Source organism: Bacteroides sp. MSK.20.82 (assembly GCF_019052485.1).
In the GTDB taxonomy this organism is placed as follows: Bacteria; Bacteroidota; Bacteroidia; order Bacteroidales; family Bacteroidaceae; genus Bacteroides; species Bacteroides thetaiotaomicron.
This window is the reverse complement of record NZ_JAHQUN010000004.1, coordinates 300,298-322,336: the sequence shown is the minus strand read 5'-3', so window position 1 is coordinate 322,336 and position 22,039 is coordinate 300,298. Positions and strand designations below refer to the sequence as shown.

At 44.7% G+C, this 22,039-nt stretch carries 15 protein-coding genes; 5 read left to right on the top strand and 10 right to left on the bottom strand.

The annotated features are described in order from the left end of the window. Positions 1-91: 91 nt before the first annotated feature. Positions 92-1,423: a HAMP domain-containing sensor histidine kinase gene (locus KTR07_RS07160; protein WP_048696000.1), complete on the bottom strand. Its 1,332-nt coding sequence runs from the start codon at positions 1,421-1,423 to the stop codon at positions 92-94. A gap of 23 nt (positions 1,424-1,446) precedes the next feature. Then, entirely contained in the window at positions 1,447-2,121 is a 675-nt protein-coding gene (locus KTR07_RS07155) for a response regulator transcription factor (protein WP_055229784.1), read from the bottom strand. A gap of 119 nt (positions 2,122-2,240) precedes the next feature. Here KTR07_RS07155 and KTR07_RS07150 point away from each other — a divergent pair, with 119 nt between their 5' ends. After that, a complete protein-coding gene (locus KTR07_RS07150; RefSeq protein WP_055229783.1) occupies positions 2,241-4,256 on the top strand; it encodes a glycoside hydrolase family 97 protein in 2,016 nt (671 codons plus the stop codon). A 187-nt stretch (positions 4,257-4,443) separates the two neighbouring features. On the opposite strand, the gene KTR07_RS07145 is transcribed toward KTR07_RS07150, so the two are convergent. Both KTR07_RS07145 and KTR07_RS07140 read right to left on the bottom strand, forming a co-directional pair. Continuing rightward, positions 4,444-6,108, bottom strand: a complete 1,665-nt coding sequence (locus tag KTR07_RS07145; RefSeq protein WP_011107399.1) for a long-chain fatty acid--CoA ligase — start codon at positions 6,106-6,108, stop codon at positions 4,444-4,446. Positions 6,109-6,459: 351 nt separating this feature from the next. Then, the gene (locus KTR07_RS07140) at positions 6,460-7,932 is read right to left on the bottom strand and encodes a potassium/proton antiporter (protein WP_008761361.1); all 1,473 of its coding nucleotides are present in this window, start codon (positions 7,930-7,932) and stop codon (positions 6,460-6,462) included. 168 nt (positions 7,933-8,100) lie between these two features. Here KTR07_RS07140 and KTR07_RS07135 point away from each other — a divergent pair, with 168 nt between their 5' ends. Continuing rightward, entirely contained in the window at positions 8,101-9,285 is a 1,185-nt protein-coding gene (locus tag KTR07_RS07135) for a uracil-xanthine permease family protein (protein WP_008765567.1), read from the top strand. A gap of 147 nt (positions 9,286-9,432) precedes the next feature. On the opposite strand, the gene hcp is transcribed toward KTR07_RS07135, so the two are convergent. The 6 genes from hcp to KTR07_RS07105 all read right to left on the bottom strand — a co-directional run bounded on the left by hcp (position 9,433) and on the right by KTR07_RS07105 (position 16,255). Then, positions 9,433-11,064 carry a hydroxylamine reductase gene (gene hcp, locus KTR07_RS07130; RefSeq protein WP_055229780.1) on the bottom strand — a complete coding sequence of 544 codons (1,632 nt, stop codon included), beginning with the start codon at positions 11,062-11,064 and terminating at the stop codon, positions 9,433-9,435. A 198-nt stretch (positions 11,065-11,262) separates the two neighbouring features. Then, positions 11,263-11,931: a Crp/Fnr family transcriptional regulator gene (locus tag KTR07_RS07125; protein WP_117980047.1), complete on the bottom strand. Its 669-nt coding sequence runs from the start codon at positions 11,929-11,931 to the stop codon at positions 11,263-11,265. Between the two features lie 11 nt (positions 11,932-11,942). Next, the gene (locus tag KTR07_RS07120; RefSeq protein WP_008765569.1) at positions 11,943-13,259 is read right to left on the bottom strand and encodes a PAS domain-containing sensor histidine kinase; all 1,317 of its coding nucleotides are present in this window, start codon (positions 13,257-13,259) and stop codon (positions 11,943-11,945) included. Continuing rightward, positions 13,256-14,599 carry a sigma-54 dependent transcriptional regulator gene (locus KTR07_RS07115; protein ID WP_008765570.1) on the bottom strand — a complete coding sequence of 448 codons (1,344 nt, stop codon included), beginning with the start codon at positions 14,597-14,599 and terminating at the stop codon, positions 13,256-13,258. Before KTR07_RS07115 ends, KTR07_RS07120 begins: the two co-directional genes overlap by 4 nt. A 68-nt stretch (positions 14,600-14,667) precedes the next feature. Continuing rightward, entirely contained in the window at positions 14,668-15,471 is an 804-nt protein-coding gene (locus KTR07_RS07110; RefSeq protein ID WP_008761367.1) for a hypothetical protein, read from the bottom strand. Next, positions 15,452-16,255: a metallophosphoesterase gene (locus tag KTR07_RS07105; RefSeq protein WP_008765571.1), complete on the bottom strand. Its 804-nt coding sequence runs from the start codon at positions 16,253-16,255 to the stop codon at positions 15,452-15,454. The genes KTR07_RS07110 and KTR07_RS07105 overlap by 20 nt, the downstream gene beginning before the upstream one ends. A 295-nt stretch (positions 16,256-16,550) precedes the next feature. On the opposite strand from KTR07_RS07105, the gene KTR07_RS07100 reads away from it, so the two are divergent. The 3 genes from KTR07_RS07100 to KTR07_RS07090 are packed head-to-tail and all read left to right on the top strand — an operon-like array spanning position 16,551 to position 21,903. After that, positions 16,551-18,860 (top strand): ABC transporter permease, encoded by a 2,310-nt coding sequence (locus tag KTR07_RS07100; RefSeq protein ID WP_032840892.1) that lies wholly within the window; start codon positions 16,551-16,553, stop codon positions 18,858-18,860. Between the two features lie 40 nt (positions 18,861-18,900). Next, complete coding sequence (locus tag KTR07_RS07095; RefSeq protein ID WP_008761370.1) at positions 18,901-19,575, top strand: ABC transporter ATP-binding protein; 675 nt, start codon at positions 18,901-18,903, stop codon at positions 19,573-19,575. Between the two features lie 12 nt (positions 19,576-19,587). Beyond that, positions 19,588-21,903, top strand: a complete 2,316-nt coding sequence (locus KTR07_RS07090) for an FtsX-like permease family protein (RefSeq protein ID WP_011107404.1) — start codon at positions 19,588-19,590, stop codon at positions 21,901-21,903. The last annotated feature ends 136 nt before the right edge of the window (positions 21,904-22,039 follow it).

Below are 22,039 nucleotides of genomic sequence, written 5' to 3'. Positions count from 1 at the left end.
TTCTATTCTTTCTATGAAAGAAACGGCATAGATTAAATTTTAATTTCGTTTTCAGTAGGTAGAAGTGAGGAAGGGACAAAAGTCGGTTGAATCAGAAGATCACCCGTACTTTTGTTCCTTTTTCTATTTCCGAAGATATCTCCAGCCTGGCGTTGTAGACAGATACTATTTTCAGAGTCAGGCTGAGGCCGATGCCCTGACCTGCATAGTCATGTGTGTTGCTGCCCCGATAGAAAGACTGGAATATATGTTCTATTTCTTCCGGAGGAATGCCGATGCCCTGATCTTTTATTTCAAGAACGAGGTGTTGATCTTTCCGGCTGAGCGTAATGTCTACTTCCTTTTCTGAATATTTGCAGGCGTTATCGATGATATTCTTTAAAGCTATTTTGAGCAGATAAGGATTGGCCTTTACAGTGGCAGCCTTACCTGTTTCTTCATGATGGAACCGGATTCGTTCGTTCGTTTTTATTAAGTCATCCAGCATATCCGGCAGAGACACTGCCTCCATATTGCTTTTTAAGAGCTCTTCATCCTGACGTGAAAGGAAAAGAAGATGGCGGATCAGATTGGAGATTCGCTTGCTTTCGGATGAGATTCGTTGCAGGGCTTCGATATATTCTCCGGTACTTCTTTCTTTCAGCAGACTGATTTCGCATTCTCCCTGTATGGCGGTTATGGGGTTGTTCAGTTCATGCGAAGCATGGCTGACAAAGGACTTTTCAGCTTTGAAAGCACTGTCCAGACGGTCGAGCATGCTATTCAGTGTTTTGATCATGTCTTCCAGTTCATCGTTGTTTCCGGTCGTCTTTAACCGGCGGTTCAGACTGTTGGCTCGTATCCTCTTCAGCTCCTTCAGTATATGCTGCAGGGGGATAAGAATACGGCCGGAATAGATTTTCCCGACTAAATAAATCAGGATGGAACTGAATAAAACCAGAAAGATGGAGAGAAGCAAGAGGTGTTCTTTGATTTCTGCACCGTACACATTCCGGGACATGACGAGGACGATGAAATTCCCTTCATTATCGGGATAATAAAGGGCGGCTCCCAACTGGTCTTTGTATTTAAAAGAAAAAGGGATGCTGTCTTCACCGGCTATCAGGAGTGCCTGCTGATGCTGGGTCAGATATTTGTTCAGAGTGTCACGGACTTCGGAGAGACTGTCCATATTTAAAAGAATCTCATGAGCTTCGGGCAGGAGTTCGTCATATTTGCGCTGGATAATCTGGTAACTCTGTTCGTCTACTTCGTCTTTCTCCCAGTGCTTTTGTGCGGTCAGATATGCTTTTTCACGAAGGTAGGAGGCATAGAGTTTATTGATAAACTGTGTGCTGAAAAGATAGAATACGGCAATAATGATGATAGTTGTCAGTACACTGAGCAACGTATAGAAGAGAGCTATTTTAGAACCTATTTTCATACACGGATTTATTTGATGGATGTTCAGGCATTCATGATATATCCTAATCCTACTACCGTATGAATCAGTTTCTTGTCGAAGTCACGGTCTATCTTTACCCGTAGATAATTGACGTATACGTCTACGATGTTGGTATTTGTATCAAAGTTCTTGTCCCATACGTCTTTGAGCAGCGTAATGCGTGACAAGGCTACCCCCTGGTGAGTCATGAAATATTCGAGCAGGCGGTATTCTTTTACGGTGAGATCGATATCCGCATCACCTCTTTTTGCCCGTCTGGTGTTACAGTCCAATACCAAATTGTCGCAAGTCAGTTGATTGGTTACAGCCTCCTTGTTTCGTCGCAGCAGCGCCTTGATACGTGCTTCCAGTTCCTGAAAACTGAAAGGCTTGACGAGATAATCGTCTGCTCCTGCATCCAGTCCTTTTACAATGTCTTCGGTAGTGCCTAAAGCCGTCAGCATAATGACCGGTGTCTGGTAACCGAACATCTGCCGATAGAGATGGCAAAGTTCGAGCCCGTTTATTTTCGGCATGATAATATCCAGAATTACAAGGTCGAAAGGTTCTTCCTGAAGGATTCTCCAACCCGTATTTCCGTCATGACAGACTGTTACCGAATGTCTGAACTCTTTCAGTCCCCGTTCAATAAAGGAGGCGATATTGACTTCATCTTCTGCTAATAGTATCTTGGCCATAAATCTACATTGTTTATATGCAAAGATACTTTTTCTTTGTATCCGAAGAAAGAAAAACGGCATACATTTAAGTGTTTCTCCTTTCTGAACTGTATTATATATAAACAGACGATTATACTATGAAAGTAAAACATTTAGTTGGAGCTTTTCTGTGTGTGCTGGGATGCTATGCTTGTAGTAGCCCGAAAACAGAGGTCCAGTCACCGGACGGACATATCAAGATGACATTGACGGTAGACGAAAACGGCAAACCGTTTTATAATGTGTCGGTGGATGACTCCCTCTTGATAGAAAATTCAGCCATGGGCTTTACGGCGGCTAACGGCATCATTCTGGGAGAAGGTTTTCAGGTGAAGAACACGACTTTCAGCAGTGAAGACGAAACTTGGACACAGCCGTGGGGAGAGAATAAAAAGAACCGGAATCATTATAACGAAATGGCAGTCAATCTGACAAATGAAGATCATGTACAACTGACGCTTCGTTTTCGTGTATTTGATGATGGAATCGGTTTCCGCTATGAATATACGGTACCGACTGTAGATTCTTTATTGATAACCGACGAACTGACTACTTTCCGTTTCCATCGTGACGGAACTTCGTGGTCGATTCCCGCCAGTGCCGAAACATATGAACTACTCTATCAACAACAACCGATTTCCGAAGTGGAAACGGCCAATACACCTTTTACATTCAAGACTGCGGATGGAGTTTACGGAAGTATACACGAAGCCGCTTTGTATGATTTCCCGGAAATGACTCTGAAGCAAATCGGTCATTATACATTGAAAGCGGAACTTGCCCCGTGGCCTGACGGCATTAAGGCGCGTAAGGGAAATCACTTCACGACCTCATGGCGCACCGTACAGATCGCACCGGAAGCTGTCGGTTTGATCAACTCTTCGCTGATTCTGAATCTGAATGATCCTTGCGTACTGGAAACTACGGACTGGATTCGCCCGCTGAAATATGTAGGAGTGTGGTGGGGGATGCATCTCGGCGTAGAAACCTGGAAGATGGACGAACGTCACGGAGCTACTACTGCCAATGCAAAGAAATACATAGATTTTGCCGCAGCCAATCATATCGAAGCTGTCCTGTTCGAAGGTTGGAACGAAGGTTGGGAAAGTTGGGGCGGTATGCAGAGCTTTGATTTCACTAAGCCATACGCGGATTTCAATATTGATGAAATCGTACGTTATGCCAAAGAGAAAGGTGTTGAAATCATGGGACATCATGAGACCGGAGGGAATATTCCTAACTATGAACGTCAGATGGATCATGCCATGCAATGGTATACCGATCATGGTATCCACCTCCTGAAGACGGGATATGCAGGCGCATTTCCGGACGGATATCTGCATCATAGCCAATACGGTGTCAATCACTATCAACGGGTAGTGGAAACTGCCGCCCGTCATCAAATGACTCTGGATGCACACGAACCGATCAAAGATACCGGTATCCGTCGTACATGGCCGAATATGATGACACGCGAGGGGGCAAGAGGCATGGAATGGAATGCGTGGAGTGAAGGCAATCCTCCTTCTCATCACGTGATGTTACCGTTCACCCGCCTGCTGTCCGGTCCGATGGATTATACGCCGGGAACTTTTGATATTCTGTTCTTGAAAACGAAGGATTCTCCGCGCCGACAGAAGTGGAACGATCAGGATAAAGGCAATAGCCGTGTGAATACGACGCTGGCTAAACAACTGGCTAATTGGGTAATCCTGTATTCTCCTTTGCAGATGGCTTCGGATATGATCGAGCATTATGAAGGACATCCGGCATTCCAGTTCTTCCGTGATTTTGATCCGGATTGTGATGAATCGAAAGCACTGGCAGGTGAACCGGGAGAGTTCATTGCAGTGGTACGTAAAGCAAAAGGCAATTATTTCCTGGGAGCAGCTACCAATGAAAGCCCCCGTACTTTAGAAGTAAAACTGGACTTCCTGGAACCAGGCAAGCAGTATAAGGCTGTCATCTATGCGGATGGCGAAAAGGCTGACTGGAAAACGAATCCTACCGATTATAAGATTACGGAACAGATTGTAACATCTGAAAATACGTTGAGTATACGGATGGCTCCCGGAGGCGGGCAGGCTGTTTCGTTTATAAAAAGTAATAGGTAGTAAGTAATAGGTAATAGGTAATAAGTAATAGGTGAGGGTAATAAGTGAGGTTGTTAAAGTAGAGAGATTGTCGGAGGATAACAAGATAAAATTAAGTTGGTTAGGTTAGACTGAAAAAACGGTGGACAGAGTTTTGATACCTGTTCACCGTTTTTGTTTTTATTGAGTATGGTTTTGAAAGGATGTGTTATCCTTTTGCTTCCTGATACATAAAGCGTTTGATTGATTTCTTCGCAGTCTTTTCAAATTCCTCGAAATGGATTTTGACTTTGCTTATCTGAGAATAATTGGGAAGCTGCTGATTCAGTTCAACACGATTGGCTTCCATAACTTTTATGATATCGGCCTGTTGCAAGCCATGGGCAAAAGCATCGTCAAAGTCCGGATAAATCAGTGCGACCAACTTGTCGTGCTGCAAAACGATCAGTGACTCGGCAACATAAGGCATATTATTCAGTTTGCTTTCTATCTCTTCCGGATAGATATTCTGTCCGCTGGAAGTCAGAAGCAGATTCTTGCTACGACCGCGAACTGTCACATATCCTTCGTCGTCGATTGTTCCTAAATCACCCGTGTGAAGCCATCCGTTGGCATCAATAATTTGTGCCGTCGCTTCCGGATTTTTATAATATCCCAGCATCATATTCATTCCCCTGCATACGATTTCTCCGGCATGTGTTTTAGGGTCGGGCGAGTCGATGCGGACTTCCATTCGGGTGGTTGCCTTGCCGCAGGAAGCCAGTTTCAGTGTTTCCCAACGGCTGGAGCAAATAATCGGGCCACATTCGGTCATACCGTAAGCGATGGTGTAGGGAAAGCCTATCTTTTTGAGGAACGCTTCTACTTCGGCATTGAAAGGAGCACCACCGATAATGATTTCATCGAAGTTCCCACCGAAGATTTCCATAGCAGCCTGCCGCGCCAACGATTTGATTTTATCGTTTACAATGGGCACTTTAAGCAATAGTTTACCGATTTTGCTGTCCACTCTCGGAAGAATATCTTTTTTGATAATTTTCTCTACGATCAAAGGTACACAGGAGATCACTCTTGGCTTTATTTCTGCAAAAGACTGCGCAATAATCTTCGGAGACGGCATACGTGTCAGGAAGTAAATGTGCGCTCCGGCAGAGAAACCATATAAGAAATCGTATACCATGCCGAATACATGACCCATCGGAAGCATGGAAACGATGTGATCGCCCGCTTTCACGGGAAGCATCTCGAAACAGTATGCCACGTTCGACCAAATACTGCGGTAGGGGAGCATGACTCCTTTGGAATATCCGGTAGTGCCGGAGGTATAATTGATGATAGCCAGTTCTTCCGGACGGTCCTTCCGGTAACAGATATGTTCGGGGCGGAAATTCTTCGGATAACGCTGACCGTAAATAGCGTTCCGGTGTTCGAAGGCGTAAGTCAGTTTCTCGTTGCGCGATACCAATGCAGTGAAATCGGTGAGTGAAGCGATACCTTCCAGTAGCGGCATTGCGTCTTCATTCAGATTTTCCCATGCCTGATCGCCGACAAAGAGTAATTTGGCTTCGGAGTGATTGACGATATTGTGAATATTATCCGCTTTGAACTCATGCAGAATAGGAACGATGACGGCTCCGTAAGTGATAGTGGCTAAGAAGGTGACTCCCCAATGGGCACTGTTCCGGCCGCAGACTGCTATTTTATCTCCTGGCTGGATACCGGCACTTTCCAATACAATGTGAAACTTGGCTATCTTGCGCGCTACATCCTTATATTGAAGCGTGATTCCTTTGTAGTCTGTCAATGCATCTTTATCCCAGTTTTTAATGATGCTCTGTTCAATATAATCAATGAACTGATGTTCTTGTTCCATTCGATTTTTGCACATTTGATTTAAAATTGCGCAAAAATAACATTTCATTAACGGAAACCGAAGTTTACAATTAAGTTTTACGGTTAATTAACGGGGGAGGAAAGCTGACTAAAAAGTCAGTAGTACCTTTAAATGGGGCTGACTAAAAAGTCGGTAGTATCTTAACTCTCCTCCTTCGGGAAGGAGGAGTCCCCGTAGGGGGAGGTGGTAGGTGAACACATAACTCTGTTGTTTACAATAGAATAGGAATAAACCTTATTTTACCTACCACCCCGGCTTTCAGCCACCTCTCCTTTCCGAAAGGAGGGGAATTGGAGATACTATTGACTTTTTAGTCAGTCCCTATAAACATCAGGATTCGCTGTTGGCTTCCTCGTCCTCTTTGGGCTTTTCGGAGATGAGCAGCAATTTATCGTTCACATGCAGTTTCAGCGTTCCGTTCGGTATCAGGAACTCATCCCCACGTTTCACAATCATTACCAGCGTGCCTTTGGGGAGATTCATATCTTTCAGCGTATCTGCCTCTTCCAGCATTTCCTGTGTGATAGTCATATCTTTGAGGTCTGTATCAATCTCTTCCGGAAGTTCCACTCCGAAATCATTCCCCGTCTTTTCCAGCGGTTTGGACAGATGTAACAGGCGGGCAACGAAAGAAACCGTTGTTCCCTGCACTACCAGTGAAACGATTGTGATGAAGAATACGACATTAAAGATAATATTCGATCCTTCGACTCCTGCAACCACCGGATAAGTGGCGAAGATAATGGGAACTGCTCCACGCAATCCTACCCAGGAGACGAACAGCCGCGATTTCATTGTAATCTTCCGGAACGGAAGCAAACAGAGGAACACACTTAACGGGCGACCGATCACAATCATGAAGACACCGATCAATAGTGCTACTGCTGCAACTTCCAGCATTTCATGAGGATTAACGAGAAGTCCGAGGCAGAGGAACATGATGATCTGGAACAACCAGGTAAGTCCGTCCATGAACGTATAAATGTCTTTGCGGTGCATGATCTTGTTGTTTCCTACCATGATACCTGCGATATATACGGCAAGGTAACCATTTCCTTTCAGTAAATCAGTGATAGAGAAGGTGAAGAAAACAAACGCCAGCAACAAGATAGGATACAACGCCTGATTGTCGATGTTGAGCTTGTTCAGCATACGGATAGCCAGTTTTCCGAGCACGTATCCGGCAGCCGCGCCGACTATAAACTGAATGATGAAAGAAGCGGCGATAGCCCCGACTCCCATACCTGCCGATTGGATAAACTGTATCAGGACAATGGTGAGCATGTATGCCATCGGGTCGTTACTTCCACTTTCCAGCTCCAGCATGGGGCGGAGGTTGTGTTTCAGATTCATCTTCTGCGAACGTAGGATGGCGAACACCGAAGCCGAGTCCGTAGAGGACATGGTAGATGCCAGTAGCAATGACGTGGTGATAGGCAGATAGATATTCGTCCAGCTCATTCCGGACAGCCACCAGATAAATAATCCGGTGAAAAGAGCGGTTAGTAGAACTCCGACGGTAGAAAGCACGATACCTGGACCTAAAATGGGTTTGATTTCTCTGAATTTCGTATCCATACCTCCCGAAAACAGGATGATGCTTAAAGCAACCATACCGATGAATTGCGCATCTTTTGCGTCATGAAACTGGAGTCCGAGTCCGTCACTTCCGAACAACATTCCTACTACGAGGAACAGTAATAAGGTGGGCACTCCGAAGCGATATCCTGTTTTTCCGACAACGATGCTTACGAAAAGTAAGATAGAACCAATTAGTAGGGTGTTTTCTGCTGTAAATATCATAGGCAATATATTATTAAGTTATTAAATGTGTCGTAATAGGTCTCACCGTGCGAAGTTACACATTATTTAAAACAAATAAAGAGTCTTTTTGGATGTATTTTTGTGAAAAAAGGTAGTTAAATTGTCTAAAAAGATTAATTTTGCACTCAATTAATCTACATCATACTTATGGATTCAAACAATCTTACTCCTTTACGGAAAGGAGTGGTAGGAGTACAATTCTTGTTTGTAGCTTTCGGAGCTACGGTACTCGTGCCGCTTTTAGTGGGGCTTGACCCTTCCACCGCCTTGTTCACAGCCGGCATTGGTACACTCATTTTTCATGCGGTTACCCGGGGGAAAGTGCCTATCTTTTTAGGAAGTAGTTTTGCGTTTATTGCTCCGATAATAAAAGCGACAGAACTTTACGGATTAGCGGGCACTCTGTCCGGAATGGTGGGCGTCGCATTGGTTTATTTTGTAATGAGCGCGTTGGTCAAATGGCAAGGGGTGAGGGTGATTGAACGTCTGTTTCCTCCGGTGGTTATTGGGCCGGTTATTATTCTGATCGGTTTGTCACTCGCGGGGACAGGAGTAAATATGGCGAAGGAGAACTGGGTGCTGGCCTTGTTGTCGCTGGTTACGGCAGTCGTTGTCTCGATGAAAGCGAAAGGACTTTTGAAGTTGATTCCTATCTTTTGCGGTATCATTGTCGGTTATCTGGCGGCATGGCTTTTCTATGATCTGGATTTGTCCGGTGTGAGGGATGCGGCATGGATCGGGCTGCCGCAGTTCGTGTTTCCCAAGTTCTCATGGGAGCCGATACTGTTTATGATTCCGGTAGCTATTGCTCCGGTGATAGAGCATATCGGAGATGTATACGTAGTCAATACAGTTACAGGAAAAGACTTCGTGAAAGATCCCGGTCTGCATCGTACGTTGTTGGGCGATGGGCTGGCTTGCTGCTTTGCCGGATTGGTCGGCGGTCCTCCGGTGACGACTTATTCGGAGGTGACGGGTGCGATGTCATTAACGAAAATCACCAATCCGCAAGTCATCCGGATTGCTGCCATATCCGCTATCTTATTCTCCGTTGTCGGTAAAATCAGTGCGTTGTTGAAATCCATTCCGAGTGCGGTATTGGGGGGAATTATGCTTTTGCTGTTCGGAACCATCGCTTGTGCCGGAATAGGTAATCTGGTGAATAACTGTATTGATCTGAGCCGTACAAGAAACATCATCATTGTCTCTCTGACATTGACTGTCGGCATTGGCGGAGCTGTTCTCACGTGGGGAGACTTTTCATTATCCGGCATCGGACTGGCTGCTTTGGTCGGAGTACTTCTTAATTTGATATTACCGAAGGACGATTGACTCTGTTCTTGAAATGGTCAGGACTGTGTCAAGGTTAATAGTAACTAAACTAGGACCGACTTTTAATCAGCCCCAGTTTAGTTACTGTTGACACCCCTCCTTTTTATATTTAATAGTTAAGGCTTAGAATGTATATACGTCTTGTGTTTATGACAAGAACTTCATAATATCTTCGTCTGCGGTACTGATGCCACCGATTCCGAATTGTTCGATCAATACGTTTTTTACGTTTGGTGAAAGGAAGGCCGGAAGAGTAGGTCCCAGATGAATATTCTTCACTCCCAGTGCCAGCAATGCCAGCAATACGATCACCGCTTTCTGTTCGTACCATGCGATGTTATATACGATAGGAAGTTTGTTGACGTCGTCCAATTCGAATACTTCTTTCAGTTTCAGTGCGATGACAGCCAGTGAGTAACTGTCGTTACATTGCCCTGCATCCAATACGCGGGGAATGCCGTTAATGTCCCCTAAAGCCAGTTTGTTGTATCTGTATTTAGCGCAACCGGCAGTCAGTATGACTGTATCTTTCGGAAGTTTCTCGGCAAATTCGGTATAATATTCACGACTTTTCATACGTCCGTCACATCCTGCCATAACGAAGAACTTGCGGATCGCTCCGCTTTTCACGGCTTCTACTACCTTATCCGCCAAAGCCACTACCTGTGCATGGGCAAAACCTCCGATCAACGTTCCGCTTTCGATGGCCGTCGGCGGTTGACATTGCTTGGCATGTGCAATCAGTGCGGAGAAATCTTTCGGTTTTCCGTCTTTGCGTTCGGGGATGTAGTGTGCTCCCTCCAGTCCGCAGGCTCCGGTGATGTAGATACGGTCTTTGTAAGAAGCGTTGGCACGCGGAGGAACGATGCAGTTGCTGGTAAATAGGATCGGTCCGTTGAAACTTTCAAACTCTTCTTTCTGTTTCCACCAGGCATTTCCATAGTTTCCTGCCAGATGCTTGTATTTTTTCAGTTGGGGGTAATAATGTGCGGGGAGCATTTCACTGTGAGTGTAAATGTCTATACCTGTTCCTTCGGTCTGTTCCAGCAATTCTTCGAGGTCTTTCAGATCATGGCCGCTGATAAGGATACCGGGATTATTGCGGACACCTAGATTCACTTCCGATATTTCCGGATTTCCGTAGCTGTTTGTATTGGCGGCATCCAGTTGTGCCATGGCGGAAACTCCGTGCTTGCCTGTTGCCAGAGTAAGCTGAACCAATTCTTCCATCGTAATATCATTGCGGGTGAGCTCGGCCAGTGCACTTTGCATAAAGGCGAAGATTTCCGGCGACTGGTATCCAAGGTTATGCGCATGCTCAACGTAAGCCGCCATACCTTTCAGTCCGTAGTGTACCAGTTCTTTCAGCGAACGGATATCTTCGTCGGGTGTGCGAAGTACTCCTACTGTCCTGGCTTTTTCTTCAAACTCATCTTCATTCCCATCCCAAAGACATTCGTCGGGAGCATTTGCAATGGTTACTTTGCTGGCGAGTTCGTTTTTCAGTTGTAATCCTTCTTTTATTTTTCTGATGATGGCCGCTTTGTCAAAATTGGCGTTAGTGATGGTGATGAACAGGGCATCGTAGATAAATTTGTCTGCTTCTTCAGAAGGATGTCCTTCCCGGCGCAGATGTTCGTTGTACACGGCGATTCCTCGTACTACAAAGAGCAGCAGGTCTTGCAGGTTAGCCACTTCGGATGTTTTTCCGCATACTCCTTTTAAGGTACAGCCTGTACCCATTGCGGTCTCTTGACATTGATAACAGAACATACTCATAACTTTTACGTTTTAATTAGTCTTATTTGATTATGAACGCAAAAGTAGGGGGAAAGTTTGAGGTAAGTTTGTAACCAATGTTACATTGGGCGAAAAAAAATCGGATGCTATGAGCTAAATAAAATTAGCTATAATCATATTCCGATTAACTATAATGAAAACAAGATTAGCTATAATGAAACCGGAGTGAACTCTTGGTCATTGAATCAGCCGGATCAGCCATTCTTTCTGTAAAATGGTAATCTGTTTCCGGTCGGCTATGATCATACCGTCTTCCTGCATGTGCGACAGTTCACGTGCCAAAGAAGGACGGGAGACACCAAAGTAATCGCTCAGTTCCTGTTGCGAGCGGTCGAGGGTGATCTGTAGCTGTTGCTGCTGTTTGCATAACCGTAGCAGATAAGATGCTATCTTTTGCCGGATAGTCTTGAAGGACATAAAGAAAAGCTTATCCGATAGGGTACGGGCATAATTGGCGGATAGATTCATATAATTCTCCAAAAACTGCTCGTTCCTACGAAAAAGCTCCAGTACGCTGGCTTTGGGGATTTCGATTACTTCCGTCGGTTCGTTGGCGGTCACTTCTACCGGAAAGCGATTCTCTTCTCCGAAAAGGAAAAGAGGGGCAAGGGCCCTTGGTGCGGCAATGTCTTCTACTTTGATGAGTCTTCCGGAATAGTCAATCATTTCGCCACGGACACTTCCTTTGGTCAGTATCACGAGACGGTTGCACACATCTCCCTGTCGTGCCAGTATTTCTCCTTTTCTATAAGATCGGGTGTGGAAACTGATCTCTTCCAGATTGGCGGATAACTTCTCCGGAGTAATCCCCCGGAATAATGGGTTATTGGTGAGTGCAGGTGTCATAGGCTGGTCTGTTATTTGAATTTTAATATGAATTTCGTTTCCTTATGGTCCGGTAACAGCGTGAGGCTTCCACCCGAAAGCCGCATGATTTGACGCGAAATACTTAGGCCGATTCCGCTGCCTCCTTCTTTGGTAGTGAAGAAAGGGATAAAAATATGCTCCGCTATTTCCGGTGGAATGACGGGACCGTTATTCTTTATCTCAATCAGCACCTCTTCCGTTTCGTTGCAATAAACCAGAATGTCGATTTGTCCGTCCGGCTGATCACCGATTGCCTGAATCGCATTTTTCAGAAGATTAATGACTACTTGCGAAATCAGATTCTCATCTGCATGCAGGATCAGGTCGGCAGGATCGATCTTTGTATGGAACGTGATGTGGTCACAAGGATTCTGATGGCGAGCAAGTTCCACCATTCGTTCGATGAATGCTTTCAAGTAAAACAATGAAGGTTCCGGAGTCGGTATCCGTGTGAATTTGCGGTAAGACTCCACGAAAGCAAGCAGTCCTTTTCCCGTGGTACTGATGGTTTGCAGTCCGTGACTGATCTCTTCATCCTTGTCCTCCACCATCGAGAGAAGCGTATCGCTGAGCGAAGTGATGGGAGTCACGGAGTTCATGATCTCATGAGTCAGTACTCGGGTCAGGCGAATCCATGAATCTATTTCCTTTTCGTCCAGCTCAATATTAATATCATTCAGTGCAAGGATGCGCAAATGTTCTTTGTGTACGTTGATTTCTGACACGCGAATGGACAGATTGACCGTTCCCCGTTCATTGTGAAACACCACTTGCAGCTTATCTCCAGAACAACAATTTTCTATCTTCTCCATCAGCGTAGCATCTACTTTACTCAATTGGCGGACATGGGTGAATACATTCAGTCCCAAAAGCCGGAGTGCTTCTTTGTTTTTCTGATAGACCGCTCCGTTATCATTGAGCACCAGCAGTCCCGTGCTGACAAAGTCAAGAATCAGTTCGTAGTACTTTTCCTGTTGGGCAGTCTCCGCTTTTACATTATATAAAATGTGGCCCACCCGATTGAGTGCCCGATTGATCTGTTTACTCTCGGGAGTACCGGACTCTTCGGGGAAACGGAAGGCACTGTCATTATTCTCCAACGCATCGATCATGAAGAGCACCTGCTTGATGTGCAGGCGATAAAGCCGGACTTGCCAGATGATACTTAAGATCAGCAGACAGGCACTGACGCTGAACCAGACATAAGACTGATGCACGCCCAAACAGATAGTCGCCAGACAGCAAATGACCGTCAGTGATACCCTGAACCAATATTGGTTGGCTACTTGTTGTAGAATCCGGTTCATAATCCGAATTTTTTCATCTTGTTATAGAGAGTCTGTCGGGTAATTCCCAGTTGCGCAGCTACTGCCGAAAGATTTCCTGCACAGGCATCCAGCGCTTTCCGTATCATTTGTACTTCCATCTCTTCCAAGGTGGAAATATTCTTCTCGGAAGTTTCTGTCTTTCGGGAGGATAACTGGAACAATTCCGCAGGGATTTGCAACCCGTCGTTAATGATGACCACCTTTTCGATTGCGTGCTCCAATTCGCGGATATTGCCGTACCAGGGATGCGCGGTAAGCTTTTCCTTTGCTGCCGGACTGAATTTCATCGGTTCCTTATCATATTGCTTGCAGAAGCGGATGATAAATCTTTCGGCAAGAGGGACAATATCTTCTTTCCGTTCTCTCAAAGGAGGGATTTCTATATGAATGGTGTTGATACGGTAGAGTAAGTCTTCCCGAAACTCTTCCCGGTCTACCATTTCCTGCAAATTCCGGTTGGTGGCGCATATCAGACGGATGTCAATAGGAATCGGAGTGTTACTTCCCACTCGCACGATACTTCTTCGTTGGATAGCCGTCAATAGTTTGGCTTGCAGGTGATAGGGGAGGTTTCCTATTTCATCCAGAAACAATGTGCTGTGATCGGCAGCCTCAAACTTTCCTGTCCGGTCGGTATGCGCATCGGTAAAAGAGCCTTTCACATGCCCGAAGAGTTCGCTTTCAAATAAAGATTCGGTGATTGCTCCCATGTCCACAGCAATCATTTCCTGTTGCCTGCGGTTGGAAAGAGCGTGAATTTCACGGGCAAGCATTTCTTTTCCTGTTCCGTTTTCACCGGTAATCAGGATATTGGCGTCTGTGGAGGCTACCTTTTCGATCAGTGTTCGGAGTTGTTGCATAGACTTGCTTTCTCCCCAATAGAGTGCCGGAGTGTTGACCGGTTCCTTTTTGTTTCCTGTCTTACGTCCTTGCTGTGCGGATGAGGCGGCAGCCTGTAGTGTTTCTACCAGTTTCTGATTATTCCAGGGCTTGACGATAAAGTCCGAAGCACCTTCTTTGATTCCCCGGATAGCGAGATCAATATCCGCATAAGCAGTAAAAAGTACGACAGGAAGCTCCCGTCGTACTTTCTTTATTTCGTGCAGCCAGAACAATCCTTCATTGCCGGTATTGATGCCCGAAGTGAAATTCATATCTAATAGTACCACTTCCGGTGTTTCCTCTCGTATCGCAGTGGTCAGTGTGACCGGTGACGACAGTGTGACGACTTTCGAAAAGTAGTTTTTTAAAAGGATTTGTACCGCTGTCAGCACCCCTTTATTATCGTCTACAATGATGATGGTTCCTGATTTACTCATGTCCGAATTGGTTTGTACGCTACAAACTTACGAAAAAGTAATTCATAATTCAAAATTCGGATTTGAATTTATAGCCATTGGAACTTTAATCCGAATGATAAACTCAGATAATCACGGGGACGGAGGTAGCTATTTGTTACACCACTGATCAGATAAAGATCGCATGTACTTATCTCGTAGAAGAAAGTCACGGACTTTGCCAGAAATCGGCGGTTAGGGTCAATATCATAGGTCAGCCGTTGTCCCATGAAAACATGGATACGCACCTTGCTTGAAAAACCATAGTATCCTTTCGGATAACGTTCCGGTTCGCTGACCCAGAACTGATTGCCGAATACGGTATTCAGATATAGTCCGCAGGAAAGCGGCTCGGTAGAGAATCCTTTCCCCAGGTTGATGCTCCAGGGCATATAGTTCTGTTTCAGTGTCATGGTCACTTTTGCCTTCTTGGACGAATACTTCGGGATAAATCCGAGCAACAGGTCAGTTTCCCACTGATTTCGTTTTCCGTAATCCCATCCGGTACCGAAGGAGAGTAATCCCATATTTCCGGCATATTGTATTTTAGAGTGGGTCGGAATGATGCGTTCCCAGTTTTTGCGGAAGCGATGTACACGTCTGTCGTAGCCGGTGCGAAGAACCGGTTCGGCAATATAAGGAAGTACTGTGTCTGCTTTGACTATTGTGAATGCAGAATCACCCTCATGAAAGGCTATGATAGAATCTGCCTTAATTGCCAGTTTCAGCGAGTCGGGTTTATAGTTCCTGATAATTGTATCTGGCTTGCAAGTAGCCGAAAGCAGGCTGGGGAAGAGTAGAAGCATAGTCAGTACTCCTGCGCGGATCATATATTTAGTATTCAACCAGTTCATATTCGTATTTTTCCGGGGTTATAGTAAATACCAGATAACTGCGACTTTTCATGCAGTCGCTGACAATATAATGCACATCGTCATCAAAAAGGATTCTGTCATCGAATCCGTGATTATGGGCGGCCGTGCAGAACTGTAGTTCCGGATATTGGGTGATGTAGTACTGGAACGGCTTCGCCACATTATCATTGAACACATCTGCAAAAGGATGTGCATGCATGCTGACTACGGTTTTTTCAAACTCATCCGCCCTGTCCGTCAGTTCCTGTTCCATAAAACCGAAATTGGGAATAGGCTCCGAATAATCATATTCCAGCGCATTGGTATTAAGGCAGACGAATTTCACATTGCCCGCAATGAATGAGAAGTTGGTAGGTCCGAAAACAGCCTGATAAGTTTCTGCTCCGGTACCCAGGCAGTCATGATTCCCGATAAGGACGACATAAGGCACTTTCAGTCCGTTCATGATGTCCCGCTGCCAAAGAAACTCTTTGGTCAGCCCGAAGTCACTCATATCTCCTCCGTGAATGACGAAATCGATATCATCTCTCTTATTGACCTCTTTTACAAAGTCTTCTGTCTCATCATACCATCGCTGCGAATCGCCCATCGTGATAAAACGGATGGTTGTCTTTCCTTTGCACTTAGCTTCTATTTGTTCAATGTTATGAGCATTTACGTCTGTCTCTCCACTGATACGTACATCGTAGGGGTGGTAGTCTATCAGATCGCATCCGGCCAGAAGCAGGCAGACCAGGAGAGTGTATAAATTCTTGTTTACCATAAATAGAATAATTTATTTAATTGAAAACTTGATGCGAAGATAGAGTTTTCAGTTGAGATATGGGCGATTGCTTGGGCGAAATAAGAAAAATGGAACAATAAATAGGCATTAATGCATACTTTCCACTGAGAAAGGAAATACGATTGTCTTTGTCTAATAATTAGACGCATGTGTCTAATTATTAGACAGTAGATGATAGGACAGATAACTATAAATGATTGAGAATGAGTATTCTCACTATTGTGGCACGTTATCTGCACTGCATCATAAAAAAACAGGAATATATTATATAATCATGAGACAAATCTATTATGTCATTCGAACTTTGCTGCGGGGGCGTAGTTCCAATGTTGTCAAGGTCATTTCTTTAGGGCTTGGGCTGACAATGAGTATTTTATTATTTGCTCGCGTGGCTTTTGAGCAGAGCTTTGATAAATGCTTTAAGGATTATGAAAACTTATATCAAGTCTTTTCCATCTTTACGATGAATGGCGAACAACTCGAACCGCAAGATCAAAATTGCGGACCGGTAGCGGGTGCAATTCTTGAAAACTTTCCCAAAGAAGTGGAGGCGGCTACCAGTTACTGCCTTTGGGTGAATGATCCTCTCTATCATGGTAGTGTCCGTTTTGAAGTCAGAAAGCTGGCGGCAGATTCCCTCTTTTTCCAGACGATGGGAATCGAGGTCTTAAGCGGAACTCCGGTGAAAGATTTAGCCCAAAAAGATGTAGTTTACCTGAGTGACCGTTTGGCACGAAAGATGTTCGACACAGAGAATCCGATAGGCAAGGTTATCTCATACAGTAAAGAGATAGAACTTACGGTAAAAGGCACCTATGCTGATATACCGGAGAATGCGACGGTAAGGCCTGAAGCGGTGATTTCTCTGCCGTCGATATGGAGCCGTAAATGGGGAAATTACTCATGGAGAGGCGGCGACAGCTGGCTGGCGTTCATCCGTTTTCGTCCCGGAGCCGATAAGTCGGTAGTGAATGCCCGGATAGACGCAATGATACAGAAGTATCGTCCTGCGGAAGATCAAAAAGTGGTTGGATATACCGCTTTTGTAAAGCCCATCCGTGATGTATACCGTGACAATAAAGATGTAAGGCGGATGCGGAACATCATGACTATTCTGGGTATTACTATTCTTTTCATCGCTTCATTGAATTATGTGTTGATTTCTGTTTCATCACTTTCCTATCGGGCGAAAGCGGTCGGTGTGCATAAATGCAATGGGGCAGGAAACATGACCATATTGAGTATGTTTCTTTGGGAAACAGCGATTATCATTCTGTTTGCCCTGATCCTGATGGGATTGATCTTATTGAATTTTCAGGATTTCTTTGAAGATACGGCAGCTGTCAAGTTAAGCGCTTTGTTCAGCTTGGATCGTATTTGGGTACCTTTATTAACGGTGGCTGTACTTTTCGTTGTGGGTGGGGTATTGCCGGGACGACTGTTTGCAAGGATACCCGTTACTCAGGTATTCCGCCGATACACGGAAGGTAAAAAGGGCTGGAAACGACCGTTGCTGTTTATCCAGTTTGCCGGTGTAGCATTTATTTGCGGACTGATGTATGTGGTGATGATGCAATATTATTATATCTTGAATAAAGATTTGGGTTATAATCCAAAGCGTGTAGTGGTGGCCAATGCCAGCTTCGGTGAGGAAGAAAAAGGAAATTATGCCTTGAATGTTTTCCGGAATATGCCTTATGTGGAATCCGTGTCCAGTGCCACTTATCATCCTGTCTACGGATATAGTGGAACGATTATTAATGATGAAAGCGGACAGTCACTATTTTCATCCCGTTACTGCAGTGTTCCGGATGATTATCCGAAGATGATGGGGATGGTTCTGAAGGAGGGACGTATGCCCCGTGGTGACGATGAGACAGTCGTCAATGAGACTTTTGCCGAGTGGATGCATTGGGGAAACAATATACTGAATCGTACAGTTTATAATTCGGGATACGTATGTAAGGTAGTGGGCGTGATGAAAGATTATCGCATCGGAAGTTTTACCAGCCCGCAACAACCGTTGCTGCTTATGCACACCAAGAGGTTTGGTGATTGTATCCATGTCCGGTTGAAAGAACCTTTTGCCGAGAATCTTCTCAAACTGAATAAGGAGATGGAGAGTGCATTTCCTGATAAGACTATCGAATTTCGGTCGATGCAACAGATGATCAAAGAGAATTATAACTCTGTTCGTGTTTTCAGTAATGCTACGATGCTGGCGGCAATAACAATGTTTTTTGTGATGTTGATGGGATTGATAGGCTACACTACGGATGAGGTCCGCCGTCGTTCCAAGGAGATAGCCATACACAAGGTGAATGGTTCTGAAGCAACCGGAATCTTGGAACTGCTGGTGAAAGATGTGCTTTATGTAGCCGTTGTTGCAGTTTTAATCGGAGTGGTAGCAGCATGGTACGTCAATGGTATGTGGATGGATTTGTTTGCCGAACATGTTCCGCTCAGTTGGGCTGCCTATCTTCTGATAGCAATTGCAAATCTGGCAGTCATTGTAGCATGTGTACTTTGGAAATCATGGAAGATTGCCAATGAAAACCCGGTCAATAGTATAAAGAGCGAATAAAGAAGAAATAAAAAGTATAACAACATAATAAATGAACAAGATGATACAGATTGAAAACATTAGTAAAGTATTCCGTACTACCGAAGTAGAGACAGTCGCATTAAATCACGTGAACCTTGAAGTAAAGGAAGGAGAGTTTGTTGCCATTATGGGACCTTCGGGCTGTGGCAAGTCCACCTTACTGAATATTCTTGGTTTATTGGATAACCCAACCGAAGGTTCTTACCGATTATTGGGAGAAGAAGTTGCCGGACTGAAAGAAAAGGAACGTACCGGCGTCCGCAAAGGCAAACTGGGCTTTGTATTTCAGAGTTTTAACCTGATAGACGAACTGAATGTCTTTGAGAATGTAGAACTTCCGCTGACCTATCTTGGTATCAAATCTTCCGAACGCCGCCGCATGGTAGAAGACATCTTGAAAAGGATGAATATCAGCCACCGTGCCAAACACTTCCCGCAACAACTTTCCGGCGGTCAGCAACAACGTGTGGCAATTGCCCGTGCGGTAGTGACTAATCCAAAGCTTATCCTTGCCGATGAGCCTACCGGTAATCTGGACTCCAAGAATGGCGCGGAAGTAATGAACCTGCTGACAGAACTGAACAAGGAGGGAACCACCATTATCATGGTAACGCACTCACAGCACGATGCGAGTTTCGCACATCGTACCGTACATCTGTTTGACGGTAGTGTAGTGGCAAGTGTAACGGCATAAACCGGAACGACAATGAGACAAATCTATTATAGCATCCGAACCTTACTGCGCGAACGCGGCACAAATATCATCAGGGTAATTTCTCTTTCGCTGGGACTTACTATTGGTATTTTGCTCTTTTCGCAGATTGCGTTTGAATTGAGTTATGAACGTTGCTATCCGGAACCGGAACGACTGGCTATTGCACGTTGCCTGACCACTAACCTTAGCACGGGGGAGACAATGGGAGACGACGGCAACAATTATGATTACACACTTTTTGATGTGGTTGCATCTACTTTGGCGCAGGATATGCCCGAAGAAATAGAGTTTGCCAGTTGTGTCCTCACCGGACAAGGGATGAGTATATATTACGAAGACAAATTATTATCGGACGTTAACTATATATACGCTGATACTTGTTTCTTCCAGACTTTTGGTATCCCTGTCTTAAAAGGGAACCCGAAAGATATGATCATGCCGGGAAGTGTGTTTGTGTCAGAGCATTTTGCCCGTGAAACGTTTGGAGATGCGGACCCTATCGGTAAAATTCTTAAAGCAGACAGGCAAAATGATTTTACTATTCGTGGTGTATACAAGGATATGCCGGAGAATACGGTGCTCACTCACGACTTTGTTGTCTCCATCCATCGGGATGGAGGATATCAGGGAGGATATGGCTGGAAGGGAAATGATGTCTTTTACACGTTTCTTCGCCTGCGTAATGCTGCGGATATTGACAAGGTGAATGACAACATCCAACGGGTAATCGAAAAATACACTCCTGCCCAGTATGATGACTGGAAAATGAATTTCAGTGTCATCCCATTGGTGAAGTATCATTTGATATCTTCCGATGTGCAGAAGCGTTTGATCATATATGGCTTTCTGGGATTCGCTATCTTCTTTGTGGCCATCATGAATTATATGCTGATATCTATTGCCACCCTAAGCCGTCGTGCCAAAGGAGTAGGAGTACATAAATGCAGTGGTGCCAGTTCCGGAAATATCTTCGGCATGTTTTTGGCAGAAACAGGAATCCTTGTTATCTTTTCCGTACTTCTTAGTCTTCTGCTGATAGTCAACGCACATGAAATAATCGAAGATTTGCTTTCTGTCCGTCTATCCTCACTTTTTGCGTGGGAGACACTATGGGTGCCTTTGCTTACGATTGTGATACTTTTCCTTTTGGCAGGTGGCATACCGGGACGGCTGTTTTCGCGTATACCAGTCACGCAGGTGTTCCGTCGTTACTCTGATGGTAAAACGGGTTGGAAACGTTCGTTATTGTTTATACAGTTCACAGGTGTCTCATTTGTTTTGGGGCTGTTGCTGGTAACGCTCCTGCAATACAACCATCTGATGAGCCGCGATATGGGAATAAACGTTCCGGGACTGGTTCAGGCAGGAACCTGGTTGCCGAAAGAAACGGTAGAGCATGTCACCGATGAACTGCGTCGCCAGCCTATGGTAGAGGGAGTGGCTGTTGCTACAAGCGGAGTAATCGGACAGTACTGGACACGCGGACTGATGAGTAATGACGGTAAAAGAATCGCTACACTTAACTTTAATTATTGCAGTTATAACTATCCCGAAGTAATGGGAATAAAGATTATCGAAGGCAGCACTCTTAAGAAACAGGACGATTTATTGGTGAATGAAGAGTTGGTACGTCTGATGAAATGGACAGATGGGGCGGTAGGAAAGAAACTGAATGATATACAGGGTACGATTGTCGGTGTCTTCCGGGATGTCCGCAACTATAGCTTCTTTTCAACTCAGGCACCTATTGTCTTGATAGGATCGGAGAATACCAATCATGTATTTGATGTCCGTTTGAAAGAGCCGTATGATGAAAATCTGAAACGTCTGAACGAGTTTGCCGATAAGACATTTCCGAATGTAGCCTTGCATTTCAGTTCTGTAGACGGTATGATAAAGGATATATACAAGAGTGTATATCGTTTCCGTAATTCAGTCTGGATCACTTCAAGCTTTATTCTGCTGATTGTAATAATGGGATTGATCGGATATGTGAATGATGAAACGCAACGTCGAAGCAAAGAAATAGCTATCCGGAAAGTGAATGGAGCCGAAGCTTCTCATATTTTGCGTCTGTTGATACGCGAGATTCTGTATGTCTCCGCATCCTCCATATTGATTGGTACCATTGTTTCCTATTTTGTCGGAAAGGCATGGCTTGACCAGTTTGCCGAACAGATTTATATGAACCCGTTATTGTTTGTGGGTACGGCGCTGTTTGTCTTATTGCTGATCGTAGTTTGCGTTGTGTTGAAAGCGTGGCACATCGCCAATGAGAATCCGGTGAAAAGTATAAAGAGCGAATAAGAATATTATTATCTTTTAGGCACGGATTAACGCGGCTTTTATGAGATGCATTCATTGCAGAAGTAATCTTAATCCGTGTATTCGTGCCTAAATATTTTTCATACTGATATATCTTTTAGCATAGCGTCCTTTTTGC